The sequence below is a fragment of the Mesocryomonas fontinalis genome (assembly GCF_055730125.2).
On sequence record NZ_JBUZWG020000010.1, the window covers coordinates 185,318 to 197,434 of the forward strand.

Genomic DNA, 12,117 nt, shown 5'->3' on the forward strand with positions numbered 1-12,117 from the left:
TGGAGAGTTCGATGACCAAAGTGATGATCTATGGCGCGTCCGGGTACACGGGACGCATGGCAACTGAACATGCGAGAGCCGCTGGACTGGACGTTGTCATCGCGGGCCGCAGCGAGGCGCCCCTCGTCGCCCTCGGCGGCGCGTATCGGGTGTTTTCAGTCGATGACCCCGCGGCGGTTGATATGGCGCTCTCCGACATTGCCGTCCTCCTCAACTGCGCTGGGCCTTTCATGCGAACCGCCGAACCGCTGATGCGGGCCGCTATCCGCGCCGGGGTGCACTATCTCGACGTCGCCGCCGAGCTGGACAGCTATCGCCTCGCCGAAGCTTTCGACGCCGACGCCAAGGCGGCAGGCGTGATGCTTTTGCCTGGCAGCGGCGGCAGCGTCGCCATGCTCGGGTCTCTCGCGGGGCATGCGGTCGCCCGGGTTGCACGGCCGCGCAAGATCAGCATCGCCCTTTTGGTCTCGGGCCCGATGTCGCGAGGATCGGTGACGAGCGCGATGGAGAACCTGACGGCCGAGACCCTGAAGCGGTTGAACGGCGAACTCGTCACCGCGAGCCCGGACGGCACCCGGGACTTCGACTTCGGCAACGGCTCCGCCTCGAGCTTCCCGCTGACTCTGCCCGACCTGATCACGATCTGGAAGGACACGAAGGTTCCTGACATCGAGACCTTTGTGCACCTGAACGGGGCTGGGTTCCCAACGGGCGACCTGAAGGCCATGCCAGATGGACCGACTACAGAAGAGCGGGATGCCAATCGCTACCGGGCTTCGGTCGAGGTGATGGACGAGGATGGGACGGTCGTGAGGTCCGTGCTTGATACTATCAACGGATATTCGTTTACGCCGATGGCGGCCGCAGAAGCTGCGCGGCGCGTGCTTGGCGGGGAGTTTCGCCCAGGCTTCCAGACGCCGGCGGGGCTGTTTGGGAATAGCTTCGTAGAGACGATCGCGGACTCGCGGATCACCGACCTGTAGGGGGCGGCGGCTTCGTCGTCGGAGGACTTCCGACGCTGAACGGGCGGGTCATTCCGCCAGGACTGCCAGCACTGCCGTTCGTTCGTCGGTGTCGGCGAAGCCAAGAAGATTTACGGCAGCGGCCGCGCGCGACCGGCGCCGAAGGGTTTCGTCGTCGTACTCCCCCGCTGTCCAAAACGAGAGGGCACCTCTGAAGGCGACTGCTAGCTGGTCGGGAAGAGTACTAAGGGCCAGGTCCCGCGTCGCACCTGCCAGACCGTGGCAATCTCCCAGAGCTTCGGCCCATAACGCTCTCGATCGGGACGAGATGTTGCCTGGCTCCTCGCTGGGCGCGCCAATCGTCCCCATCACGATCCGGTTCACCCCCGGTGCTTCCAGCATCACCGAGACGGCGACATCCACTGCGGCGAGGACACGGGCAGTGGCGGCTTCAAGACGCGGAGCCCCAGCCAACCTCTCCTGCATAAGATCGATCCTGCGTTTTGACAGCGCCAGCATGATCGCGCCCTTGTTTCCGAACTGATTGAACGGCGTTGCGAAGCTCAGCCCGGCCTCGGTGGCAAGGTCGCGCATGGAAAAGGCAGCATTGCCCCGCGCAAGGAGGCGTTCCGCTGCGTCCAGCACACGCTCCCGGTTAGACGGTTTCTGAGATGGGTGGGTCTTGTCATTGGCCATGCAATTTTATATCTTGATATAATCGGAAACGCTATTGGAAACGCTCATGTCAGCTCCAAAGACTTTTCTTATCACCGGTGTCAGCTCTGGCCTTGGCCGTGCTTTCGCTCAAGGCGCGCTTCAGGCTGGTCACATCGTGATCGGCACCGTGCGGCGTGGCGCCGACGCCGATGCTTTCGCATCGCTTGCGCCCGACCGCGCCCATCCCTTGGTCCTCGACGTGACCGACTACAACGAGGTTCCGGAAGCGGTCGCGGGTGCCGAGCGGCAGGTCGGCCCGATCGACGTCCTCGTGAACAATGCCGGGTACGGTCACGAGGGAGTGCTTGAAGAGTCGTCTGTCGACGATCTCCAGCGCCAATTTGCCGCCAACGTGTTCGGACCGGTGGCGATGATTAAGGCAGTTCTGCCGGGCATGCGCGAACGTCGTCGGGGGCATATCTTCAACGTAACCTCGATGGGCGGCTTCATCACCATGCCGGGCATCACTTTCTACTGCGGCAGCAAGTTCGCCTTGGAAGGCATTTCCGAGGCGCTCGGCAAGGAGGTGGCAGGCTTCGGCATCCGTGTCACCGCCCTTGCACCTGGCCAGTTCCGCACCGATTGGGCGGGGCGCTCGATGGATCGGACGCCCCGTAGCATTCCGGACTACGACGCGGTGATGGATCCCATACGCGCGGCCCGGCAAGCCAAGAGTGGCAACCAGCCCGGCGATCCAGTGCGGGCGGCGAAGGCTTTGCTGGAGTTGGTAGAGGAGGAACACCCGCCGGTGCGGCTGTTCCTCGGTGGGGATGCCCTCGGCTTGGTGGACGCCAAGCTGGATGACATGAAATTGGAACTCGCCGCTTGGGATACCCTATCGCGTTCCACCAGTTTCCCGGCATAGACCAGAGCCCACATTGGATAAGCGGCCATGCCCATGATAACTGTCGACGGTGTCTGCGAGATCAATTTCGTGCGCGCAGGGCCCGTAGGAAGAACGCCTCTCGTGTTTCTCCACGGGGTCGGATTGGACCTGACGTGGTGGAGTGCGCAAATGGAGGAGTTCGGGCGCGACTACGATGTCGTTGCTCTCGATCTCCCGGGGCACGGATTGTCGGGGGGTCTTGCCGTCAAGCCTAGCTTCGACGCGATGGCCGCTGCGGTGGAGGCACTAATTGCTCATCTGGCTGCCGGGCCCGTTCACCTCGTGGGTATTTCGTTTGGTGGCATGATCGCGCAGACTTTGGCTCTGCGACGTCCGGACCTCGTATGCTCCCTATCCTTGGTCGCCACCCTTTGCACCTTCCCTGACGCCGTCCGACACGCCCTACGGGAGCGTGCCCGGGTTGCCCGTGCCGATGGGATGGCGAAGATCGCAGAGCTTTCGAACGAGCGGTGGTTCACCCCAGACTTCCGTGCTCGGCGTCCGGATATGCTTGACCGGGCCACGAGAAGCCTGTCGCTCCAATCCCCGGACTTTCACGCGTCGATCTGGGATTTGATCGCAGATCTCGATCTGGAGGCTCAACTTCCTTCGATCTTCTGCCCGACCCTCGTGGTGGTGGGAGGCAAGGATATCAACGCTCCAATGGCAGCAGGGCAGCGGATAGCCGCCCTCATCCCCGGTGCCGAGTTACATGAGATGGAAGGCCTAGGTCACTTTCCGCCGTTTGAGGCACCCATGGCTTTCAACGTCGTTCTCAAAAACTTCCTTGGCATGGTCGGCAAGCGATGACCCGCTTGTGGGCCTAAAAGCACTGCCACAGCGCTCCATTGGTCGCGGTGGTATCCTGCCTCAGCAGGCGCAGACGGTCGAAAGGCAGCAGATCGAACGGCCGCTTTCGGGTTGACCGTTCGAAGCCGAGAACGACCGTAGAGGGTCGAAAGCTGCTGGTGGCCTTTGCTACCGAATGCCGGAGTAATTCGCATGCATGAGTCCAAACACGATCACCCCGCCGCGGCAGTGCCCGTCGGACAAATCCTGCTCAGCCTCGGCGACGGCGACGGAGAGGATCCCAAGCACAACCTCTCGGCCGGGACCCGCGTCGGCAATACTCTCTTCGTCGCGGGTGACGAGCTGGCCGTCCTCGAGACATTGACGTCGGATTCAGCGGGCGGTTTCTCCGCCCACGAACGGTACCAACTGGCCGATCTGCTCGACCTCAGAAAGCCCGGGGAGGAAGTCGACATCGAGGGACTGTCGGCCGAAGCCGGGTGGCTATGGATCGTCGGTAGCCACGCCCGGGCACGCCGCAAGCCCGACAAGACCCCGGACGTTCCGATCGAACTCGCAAAATTGGCGGACCTGAAGGACACGCGGCCGCGCTGCTTGCTGGCCCGGATACCTCTCATCGAGCGAACTGACGCACCGGGGACATTTTATCCGGTGCGCTCGGACGGGAACCGTCATGCCGGGATGCTCCGACAGACGAAGCACGGCAACAAGCTGGCCGAGATGTTGCGCCTCGATCCCCTTCTCGAACCGTTCACGCGCATTCCGGCGAAAGAGGGCGGCGTCGACATCGAGGGCATCGCGGTGTCGGGCAGCCGTCTCGCACTAGGGATGCGCGGACCCGTCATCCGCGACTACGCGGTCCTGCTGGAGGTCGTGATCGATGCGGGACCGGACGGTACGCTGAAGCTGCCGGCGCCTCCGGTGAAACGGCTTCTCGACCTAGAGGGACTGGGCATCCGTGACCTGAAGCGACGCGGGGACGACCTTCTGATCCTTGCGGGACCGACGTCGAGCCTTTCGGGCCCTTGCACCCTGTATGTCTGGCGGAACTGGGTGAACGAGATTGCGACCGAGGAGGACACGGTCGCAGTCCATCATCCAGAGCGCCTGATCGACCTGCCATACGGCAGGGGTGTCGACCATCCGGAGGGCTTGGCTCTTTGGGGCACGAAGGAAGGAAAGGAGCAGATCCTCGTCCTGTGCGACAGCCCGGCGCCTGCACGGTTCGCGGATGGTCCGGCGACATTCCTCGCCGACCTGTTTGAGTTGCCGGAATGACGGTCACTGCCGCTATCGAAATGTGAGGATCGAGAAAACGGCGAGGAGATCCAACCGAAGTGACTGGCACGTGGCTCGAACTCGGACATCCGACCATCAGGCGCGTCATCCGCCGGATACTGAACCCGGCTAGTGGTCGGAAGACCCAGGAAACAGTTGAAAGTCCCGCATGCATTCACCTCACATCCCGGAAGGCGTCGTCGACATGATGGCGGCTGGATTTACGACCGCGAAAGCCTTCCGGCATCACGCAGGCCTCCCGATCCAGTACGTCGCCGCCCGAAGTGGGATCTCCGTCAGCCGTCTCGTGGGAATCGAAGGTGGCTTGGCTGCCTCTGGGGACGAGATGGCCGCGATCGGCAAGGCGCTGCATCTACCAAACGGCGTCCTTACTTAATGCCGTGTCGGCCGGGCCTAGCATGGACTACAGGCTTTCGCAGAGTCGAGATGGCTTATTTCGTGCCGTCACGAAACGGGACAACGTCCGTAGGTTCATTTGCGACGCCTCTGCGATCCAACGGTAGCGACGAGGCCACGCAAGCTGGGTGCGTGCTCAGGAAGCGCTTAACCGTATTTCTTACCGGAATGTTCTCGGCAGGCATGAGAGGCTGAGTTCGCCGACGAGCCGCAATTCGCGTCGGAGGTGCGGTTCCGGGAAACGCGACATGGTCGACCATCAAAGAGACGCTGAACGTATCGGAGTTCTCCTCGACCTCGCGATCTTGGATACGCCAATGGAACGCGAGTTCGATGCCTTGGCGTCTCTCGCATGTCGGCTGTTCGGCACCAAGGCCTCTTCCTTCACCCTGATCGACCGCGATCGCCAATGGTTCAAGGCACGCGTCGGCATGCCGGAAGCAGAGACCGCGCGCAAGCCTGCCCTTTGCAACTGGGTCGTCGAGAACGAATGCTCTCTTGTCCTGCCCGACGCGACCCTCGACCCACGCTTCGCCTCCAGCCCGCTTGTCTGCGGTGACCCAAAGATCCGTTTCTATGCAGGGGTACCCGTCTCGGCACGGTCGACGGACGGTGTCCAAGTTCCGGTCGGGACGCTGTGCGTCATCGACGACGAACCGCGCGAGATTCGCGACGGGGAGCTCGCGGCGCTCGAGGAGCTTGCCTGCATCGCCGAAGCCTTGCTCGAGGCAAGGATGGCGGCGCGGCGTGCCGTCGAGGTTGCCGAGGCTAAGGAAAAGGCCAACAAGGGTCTCGCCCGCGAGCGGCGCCTGTTCAAACAGGCCGAGCGCATCGCCGACATGGGGTCCTGGCGGCTGACGCTGCCCGATGACGGCATCGAGTGGTCGGACGGAGTGTACGCCATCCACGACCTGCCTGCCGGATGCAAGCCGTCGCTCGATGCCGCCATGGACTTCTATCCCGAGGCCGACCGTCTCCGGATTGCGGAAGCGTTGGCCGCCAGCATCGCGAGCGGCGATTCCTTCGAGGCCGAGGCGGACTTCGTGACCGCGAAGGGCAGCCTGAAGCGTGTCCGTTGCATGGGCGACGTCGAGAAGGTCGGCGAGACGGCCGTCGCGGTCATCGGCGTCATGCAGGACATCACCGATCGCCATCGGATGGAGCAGGAACTTATCCGCATCAGCCGGACCGACGACCTGACGGGCCTTGCCAACCGGGCGGAGTTCAACCGCGTGCTCGACACTCGCTTGGACGAGGCGTTGTCGTCGCAGACCGATCTCGCCGTCCTGGTGATCGACCTCGACGGCTTCAAGGCGGTGAACGACACCTTGGGGCACGCCATGGGCGACGAAGCGCTGCGTCGCATCGGCAAGCGCCTTCGATCTCTCACCTTCGCCGATTGCTTTGCGGCGCGCCTTGGCGGCGACGAGTTTGCGGTGATCTTGCCTGGGAAGAAAGATGAAGACGCCTTCCAGAACTCGGTAGATACCCTGCTGGTCGACCTGCGAATCTGGATTGGGGAACCTGGACGAATCCTTCCCGTCAGCGGGACGGTCGGGTGTGCCTGGTCGAGCGACGTGCCGGGCGGGCGTGAGCATCTGATGAAGTGTGCGGATGCGGCCCTGTACGCCGCGAAGCGAGCGAGGAAGGGGACAGCGTCGATCTACGTACCTCCAGCTCCCATGGCAGCAGCGTCGTAAGTCGACGGGCGCGAACCGTCCTTCGCGTACCAACGGTGGCCATGCACCCATGCCGAGCCCGTCCGCCGAAGGCGAGGTCGGGTGGGTTGGTGTCAGCGCCTTTCCAAGACCCGTCGTCATGAGTTCCCCTGTATCACGACCTGTCCCGCCTGACGGTGAAGGTCAACGTCCGGCCTTGGAAGCCTGGGCGTCATCGGGTTCGCACACGTCCGAACGTTGGCTTCGGTCGGACCGGCTTGCGTTTCAGAGACCGCGACCGCATGGATAATCATGGCTGGTCACGGCATTCTCCGGCGGCTTCACCCGGAGACGACATGACCCCAATTTCAATCCCTTCGCCGATCTCTTCGGGCATTCCCGGCCTCGACGAGATCCTGCGCGGCGGGCTGCCTCCGTCAAACCTCTACATGCTCCAGGGTGCACCCGGGGCGGGAAAGACCACCGCCGCCCTCCAGTTCCTGCTCGCGGGAATCGCGGCGGGAGAGAAATGCATTTACGTCAGCCTGTCACAGACGAAGTCGGAGCTCGAGAGCATCGCCGTCTCGCACGGGTGGACCATGGACGGCATTAGGGTCGAGGAGCTTTCTGCATCGGACAGCGTCAACGGTGCTTCCGACCAGACAATCTTCCAGACCGCGGAGCTCCGGCTGGACGAAACGCGGCAGGCGATCGAGCGGGCCATCGAGGAACACAAGCCAAGCCGCCTCGTCTACGACTCTCTCCTCGAGATCCGGCTCATCACGGGCGACACGCCGAGGTTCCGCCGCGAGCTGATCGGCTTCAAGGCGTTCCTCGCCAAGCGCAACGTCGTCGCCCTCCTGCTCGACACCCAGAACGGCGATTCGATGAACGGCGAGGAGGTTGAGGGCATCGCCCACGGTGTCATCCGCTTCCACAAGTCGCTTGAGGACTACGGCTCGGTGCGCCGACGCATCGAGGTCAGCAAGATGCGCGGCGTTCCCATAGCGGACGGCTACCACGACATGGCCATTCGCGAGGGACAGGGCGTCGTCGTCTTCCCGCGCATCGTCCCCGGCGCCGTGGTCGAGCAGACCCAGCCAGAGCTGATCAAATCCGGCGTCGCGATGTTGGACGACATGTTCGGCGGCGGGCAGGAGTCGGGAACAATCACGCTCGTCATAGGCCAGTCCGGCACAGGCAAGTCGACGATGGCCTCGCTCTACGCGACCGCGGCGCTCGAGCGAGGGGAGAGCGTCGCCTTGTTCCTCTTCGAGGAGCGGCTGGAGACGTTCTTCCGAAGGTCGGAAGGCCTTGGGATGGCGCTCCGTCCTTTCTACGAGAGCGGCAAGCTCACCATCCGCGACTTCAATCCCAACGAGATCTCACCGGGCGAGTTCGCGCAGGTCGTCCAAGGCATCGTGTCGACGGAGAAGTCACGCGTAGTCGTCATCGACAGCTTTACCGGCTACCTCAACTCCCTGCCGCATCGCGACAAGGCTGTCCGGGACATCCAGTCCTTGCTGAAGTATCTCGCGCGGGCCGGGGTGCTCACGATGCTGATTGTCGCGCAACATGGCTTGCTTGGACAGAATGTCGGAATCGACGTTGACGTCAGCTTCCTCGGGGACACCGTCCTCCTGCTGCGCATCGCCGAGCACGACGGGCGGCTCCGGCGCAACATCACCGTCGTCAAGAAGCGCCACGGCCCGCACGACCTCGACGTCCACGAGCTCTTCATCAAAAGCTCGGGCATCACGGTCGTGCCCTACAATCCGCTTCCGGAAGCGTGAACCATCCCCAGCCCGACGACGTCTCGGCGCTGAACCTCGTGCTGGTCCTGGCGCCCTACCGCAGCGACGCGGCCTATCTGGCCAAGATGCTAGACGAGCACGACATGCGCGTCGATGTTGCCTCGGGGATCGCGGAATTAGTGGATCGCCTCTCGGCGGCGCCGGGCGTCCTCTTGCTGACGCACGAGGCGCTGACGCGAGATATAATGAACGCGGTCGCCGCACACCTGCACGAACAACAAGCCTGGTCGGAAATGCCGATCATCGTCCTTCTCGACCGCGGGTCGCCCGATGCCCGTATCAAGGCCGAGCTCAGCGCCGCTTGGCCGAGAGCACGCCAGTTGTTTTACAAGCGTCCCATCACGGCCGTCGAGCTAATCAGCGGCGTGCAGACAGCCCTTCTGACGCGGGTTCGCCAACGCGACGTCCGCGACCATATCTCCCGCGAAATCGAGCTGCGGCGCGAGCTGAACCACCGGGTCAAGAACATCCTCGCCAGCGTTTCGTCGATCTTCGAGATGACGCAGCGCGGCGCTGCCTCGCTCGACGGGTTTGCAAAGGACTTCCGCGGCCGACTGGGTGCGCTGGACAAGGTTCATTCAGCCGTCTTCCGAGCCGAGGGCGAGGTCGTCGCACTGTCGGAGATCGCCGATTTGACCTTCGAGCCGTACCGCCAAGCGGGTTTCGAGCGAATATCGGTCCGCGGGCCAAGGGTCATGCTCACGCGTCAAGCCGGAACGACGCTGGCGCTGTGCCTGCACGAGCTGGCAACGAACGCAATCAAGTACGGGTCCCTATCCCAGCCCGACGGAAGAGTATCGTTCGAGTGGTCCACGACAGAAGGCGAGCCGGCGGAGTTCTCGATGGCTTGGATTGAAAGCGGAGGGCCGCCCGTGGTCGAACCGACCCGGACGGGCTACGGGACGCGCTACCTGATGTCCGCGCTGAAGGGCGTCTTCGGGCGGAGTCCATCCATCCGTTTCGAAAACGAAGGCCTGCGATGCGAGGCGTTCGGATCCCTGTCGCGAGTGACGGGCAACCCGTGACGGCGGCGCGCGTTGGTGCCGCATGAACAAAGACCCGGCAACTAAACCCAAACCGCTTCGTATCCTCCACGTCGAGGACAACCCGCTGATCGTCTTTCATGTCGAGCAGATGGTAGAGGACTTGGGACACCTGTTCGTCGGATCGTTCGACAGCTTCGCGGTGCTTCGTGCGGAAAGCGGCGAACTGGAGTTCGACGGCGCGCTTGTGGACATCGACCTCGTTGACGGGCGGACGGGTCCGTTGGTGGCCGAGTGGCTGCACGAGCGCGGGATCCCGTCGATCTTCGTGACTGGCCAGTCAGCGGTGGCGGCAGCCTACGGGCACCTATCCCTCGCTACCCTTGTGAAGCCGATCGACATGCAAAAGTTGGGGGAAGCGCTTGAGCTGTTCCGACCTTGCGTGGACCCGTCTAGCGGCAGGTGATTACGCGCCGTTTCAGCGCAGCCGCCAAGTCGTCGAGCGAGACGCGGGAGGTGTTCCAGTCTTTCCGGCGCATGACGGCCAGCAGGAACCGGACAGAATGGAGCGGGCAGCGCCAGTGATCTCAAGGCCCGCCGCGTCGCAGTGCCGACAATCCGATTATGTCTAACGGGCGTCCGTTCCGCGCTTGCTCTTACGCTTCGTCCTCCTGGGTTTGTCTGAGGCAGGCGGTGCGTCGTCGGCCCCGCGTTCGGCGAGCGCCATTTTGTGAATGCGCGACGCCTTTTCGGGGTCTGCGTCCATGCCGCCCGTCAGCGCGAAGGACGCGGCCTGTACAACATCCTTCTTGGATGCGCCGGGATGGCGCTCCCGCACGGCCGAGATGATGTCTTTGGCCTTTGTCCCGGGGGTCGCGAGTTCCTGAATGCTCGCGGCGAGATCGTCGAGTTTCGACATGGCGGTTCCTTTGTCATCAAAACGTCATGAGCCCTTCTCCGAGGCGGCTGTCACAGTCAACGTCTGTGCTCTTGGAGCAGGCGCAGGAACGTCATCGTGAAGGTCTCGGCTGCCTGAGAACCTGCGGAGGACCGCCGCTCCGACGAGGACGGGTTCTTCGGCGAGGAGGGCGAAGCCCCCGTTCTCGATGGGAAGACGGACGATGCCGACGGGCAGCTTCGGGTCGCCGAAAAAAGACAAGGACGCGTCATCAATCCTTGAAGGCTCGAGCACTGGGTCGCCTTGTTAGATCCGCCCTGACATCGCCACGTCATTGATCCACGCTATCGTCCTGACTCGGTTCCGAACTACGGCGGTCGATGCCATGCACAAATCCCATCCGGTCTTCGGGGACCTCGTCACGTCGAACAGGCTGGTGCGAAGCGGACGTTGGACCTTTCGCGGCACCGTCGTCATGTTGGACGACGTAATCGCCGACCTCGCGCGGGGTATGGACTTGCAAGGCGTCTGGGAGAAACACGGGGCGCTGGATCGACGCGATCTCGAGGCGGTCGTAAGAATGACGGTCGGCGAACATGCGCAGGCACTCCGCGAGTGGCCCGGGGACCCTCAAGGCCATTGGGACAGCGCGACGACGGGATTCCACAAGGGCGCCGCATCGCGGCCTGAAGTCTCAGACCGCACGAACCCGTACCCCAAGGGTGCGCACCAAACTGTCCGTCGCGCCTCACGAAAGAGAACGGTCGCGACCCCGTCATGCCGACCCCCCCGGACCAACCGATGGAGCCTTCCATGCCTCCCAAGCGGCCGCCAGACGATGCCATGACCCTGAGCGAGTTGGGCATTGCGGATCCCGACTGCGGGTTCGATCCGGACGGGCTCCTCGTGGGACCGCCGGCCGACGAGGCGGTTTTGATGCTGTCCTTGGATGCCGCAGATCCCGCGAACGACGGGAATTTACTGGACCTCAGAGACGACCGCCCGCCGCTGCCGCAGCAGTGAGAGGCCAGTCCGTTCACGTCGTCTTCAATGCCGGGGCGGGCTTGGCCGGCAGGCTCGACAGCCGCTCCAGTCCCTGCTCAGCCGCCTGCGCTCGGCGGGGCTGGTTCCGTCGAAGTGGATGTCGACCTGTCGAGACCGCTGGGCGGGTGCGTTCGTACGGCGGCAAACGGCAACGCGGACCTCGTCCTTGCCGCCGGGGGGTGACGGGACCGTCACGGCAGTCGCCTCGGCACTCGTCGGCGCGGACAAGATACTCGCCCTCCTGCCCCTCGGGACCGCCAATCTCCTTGCGCGCGACCTGAACATCCCACTCCATATCGAGGACGCGCTCGCCGCCCTATCCGGGGTGGAGCCCGTGACGATCGACGTCGCGGAGGTGAACGGCCGCGTGTTCCCGCGTAAGGTCGTCGTCGGCTTCCCTCCCGCCGTCGCGGTCAGCCGCGAGCGAAACTGGAAACGGACCGACGTCTCGGCGTTCGCCGGCTTTTTGCGCGATGTCGGCCGACGGGTCATGCGACCGAATGACTTGCAACACGTCGCGCGCGTGGAAGGCCGAGCTCGACTGGGCGCACGCTTGATCAGGCCACGGCAGCTCGACGCATTGGCCACGCGTATTGAAGGCGGCGAGGCAAGCGTAGGGAGCATCGTCGCGCACCATCCCTTGCTCTTGC

14 protein-coding genes are annotated in these 12,117 nt (G+C 63.7%); 10 read left to right on the top strand and 4 right to left on the bottom strand.

What is annotated here, in order from left to right; all coding sequences use genetic code 11:
- The first annotated feature begins 11 nt into the window (after positions 1-11).
- Positions 12-983 carry a saccharopine dehydrogenase family protein gene (locus ACZL02_RS21735; protein WP_472939580.1) on the top strand — a complete coding sequence of 324 codons (972 nt, stop codon included), beginning with the start codon at positions 12-14 and terminating at the stop codon, positions 981-983.
- A 48-nt stretch (positions 984-1,031) separates the two neighbouring features.
- Here the strand turns inward: ACZL02_RS21735 and ACZL02_RS21740 are convergent, their stop codons facing one another.
- Complete coding sequence (locus ACZL02_RS21740) at positions 1,032-1,658, bottom strand: TetR/AcrR family transcriptional regulator (RefSeq protein WP_472939581.1); 627 nt, start codon at positions 1,656-1,658, stop codon at positions 1,032-1,034.
- A 46-nt stretch (positions 1,659-1,704) separates the two neighbouring features.
- Here ACZL02_RS21740 and ACZL02_RS21745 point away from each other — a divergent pair, with 46 nt between their 5' ends.
- The 3 genes from ACZL02_RS21745 to ACZL02_RS21755 all read left to right on the top strand — a co-directional run bounded on the left by ACZL02_RS21745 (position 1,705) and on the right by ACZL02_RS21755 (position 4,653).
- On the top strand, positions 1,705-2,544 hold the full coding sequence (locus ACZL02_RS21745) for an oxidoreductase (RefSeq protein ID WP_472939623.1): 840 nt from the start codon (positions 1,705-1,707) through the stop codon (positions 2,542-2,544).
- A gap of 33 nt (positions 2,545-2,577) precedes the next feature.
- Complete coding sequence (locus ACZL02_RS21750) at positions 2,578-3,375, top strand: alpha/beta fold hydrolase (RefSeq protein ID WP_472939582.1); 798 nt, start codon at positions 2,578-2,580, stop codon at positions 3,373-3,375.
- Positions 3,376-3,567: 192 nt separating this feature from the next.
- Positions 3,568-4,653 carry a DUF3616 domain-containing protein gene (locus ACZL02_RS21755; RefSeq protein ID WP_472939583.1) on the top strand — a complete coding sequence of 362 codons (1,086 nt, stop codon included), beginning with the start codon at positions 3,568-3,570 and terminating at the stop codon, positions 4,651-4,653.
- 175 nt (positions 4,654-4,828) lie between these two features.
- Here the strand turns inward: ACZL02_RS21755 and ACZL02_RS21760 are convergent, their stop codons facing one another.
- Positions 4,829-5,026, bottom strand: a complete 198-nt coding sequence (locus ACZL02_RS21760; protein ID WP_472939584.1) for a hypothetical protein — start codon at positions 5,024-5,026, stop codon at positions 4,829-4,831.
- A 292-nt stretch (positions 5,027-5,318) separates the two neighbouring features.
- Between ACZL02_RS21760 and ACZL02_RS21765 the strand changes: the two genes are divergently transcribed.
- The 4 genes from ACZL02_RS21765 to ACZL02_RS21780 all read left to right on the top strand — a co-directional run bounded on the left by ACZL02_RS21765 (position 5,319) and on the right by ACZL02_RS21780 (position 9,991).
- Positions 5,319-6,770, top strand: coding sequence for a diguanylate cyclase domain-containing protein (locus tag ACZL02_RS21765; RefSeq protein WP_472939585.1), 1,452 nt, complete (start codon positions 5,319-5,321; stop codon positions 6,768-6,770).
- Positions 6,771-7,084: 314 nt separating this feature from the next.
- Positions 7,085-8,521 carry a DUF7125 family protein gene (locus tag ACZL02_RS21770; RefSeq protein ID WP_472939586.1) on the top strand — a complete coding sequence of 479 codons (1,437 nt, stop codon included), beginning with the start codon at positions 7,085-7,087 and terminating at the stop codon, positions 8,519-8,521.
- On the top strand, positions 8,518-9,567 hold the full coding sequence (locus ACZL02_RS21775) for a sensor histidine kinase (protein ID WP_472939587.1): 1,050 nt from the start codon (positions 8,518-8,520) through the stop codon (positions 9,565-9,567). Before ACZL02_RS21770 ends, ACZL02_RS21775 begins: the two co-directional genes overlap by 4 nt.
- A 22-nt stretch (positions 9,568-9,589) precedes the next feature.
- Positions 9,590-9,991 (top strand): response regulator, encoded by a 402-nt coding sequence (locus ACZL02_RS21780; protein ID WP_472939588.1) that lies wholly within the window; start codon positions 9,590-9,592, stop codon positions 9,989-9,991.
- 162 nt (positions 9,992-10,153) lie between these two features.
- Here the strand turns inward: ACZL02_RS21780 and ACZL02_RS21785 are convergent, their stop codons facing one another.
- Complete coding sequence (locus ACZL02_RS21785; RefSeq protein WP_472939589.1) at positions 10,154-10,444, bottom strand: PDDEXK family nuclease; 291 nt, start codon at positions 10,442-10,444, stop codon at positions 10,154-10,156.
- Positions 10,445-10,754: 310 nt separating this feature from the next.
- A complete protein-coding gene (locus ACZL02_RS21790; RefSeq protein WP_472939590.1) occupies positions 10,755-11,021 on the bottom strand; it encodes a hypothetical protein in 267 nt (88 codons plus the stop codon).
- Positions 11,022-11,266: 245 nt separating this feature from the next.
- Between ACZL02_RS21790 and ACZL02_RS21795 the strand changes: the two genes are divergently transcribed.
- Positions 11,267-11,446 (top strand): hypothetical protein, encoded by a 180-nt coding sequence (locus ACZL02_RS21795; protein WP_472939625.1) that lies wholly within the window; start codon positions 11,267-11,269, stop codon positions 11,444-11,446.
- Positions 11,373-12,117, top strand: a 745-nt coding sequence (locus ACZL02_RS21800; RefSeq protein ID WP_472939591.1) for a diacylglycerol/lipid kinase family protein, incomplete at its 3' end; no start/stop codon positions are given. The genes ACZL02_RS21795 and ACZL02_RS21800, both read left to right, overlap by 74 nt.

Excerpts from the sequence above, each read along its gene's own strand:
- ACZL02_RS21735 (WP_472939580.1), top strand. The coding sequence starts at position 12 with ATGACCAAAGTGATGATCTATGGCGCGTCCGGGTACACGGGACGCATG.
- ACZL02_RS21740 (WP_472939581.1), bottom strand. The coding sequence starts at position 1,658 with ATGGCCAATGACAAGACCCACCCATCTCAGAAACCGTCTAACCGGGAG.
- ACZL02_RS21745 (WP_472939623.1), top strand. The coding sequence starts at position 1,705 with ATGTCAGCTCCAAAGACTTTTCTTATCACCGGTGTCAGCTCTGGCCTT.
- ACZL02_RS21750 (WP_472939582.1), top strand. The coding sequence starts at position 2,578 with ATGATAACTGTCGACGGTGTCTGCGAGATCAATTTCGTGCGCGCAGGG.
- ACZL02_RS21755 (WP_472939583.1), top strand. The coding sequence starts at position 3,568 with ATGCATGAGTCCAAACACGATCACCCCGCCGCGGCAGTGCCCGTCGGA.
- ACZL02_RS21760 (WP_472939584.1), bottom strand. The coding sequence starts at position 5,026 with ATGCAGCGCCTTGCCGATCGCGGCCATCTCGTCCCCAGAGGCAGCCAA.
- ACZL02_RS21765 (WP_472939585.1), top strand. The coding sequence starts at position 5,319 with ATGGTCGACCATCAAAGAGACGCTGAACGTATCGGAGTTCTCCTCGAC.
- ACZL02_RS21770 (WP_472939586.1), top strand. The coding sequence starts at position 7,085 with ATGACCCCAATTTCAATCCCTTCGCCGATCTCTTCGGGCATTCCCGGC.
- ACZL02_RS21780 (WP_472939588.1), top strand. The coding sequence starts at position 9,590 with ATGAACAAAGACCCGGCAACTAAACCCAAACCGCTTCGTATCCTCCAC.
- ACZL02_RS21785 (WP_472939589.1), bottom strand. The coding sequence starts at position 10,444 with ATGTCGAAACTCGACGATCTCGCCGCGAGCATTCAGGAACTCGCGACC.
- ACZL02_RS21790 (WP_472939590.1), bottom strand. The coding sequence starts at position 11,021 with ATGTTCGCCGACCGTCATTCTTACGACCGCCTCGAGATCGCGTCGATC.
- ACZL02_RS21795 (WP_472939625.1), top strand. The coding sequence starts at position 11,267 with ATGACCCTGAGCGAGTTGGGCATTGCGGATCCCGACTGCGGGTTCGAT.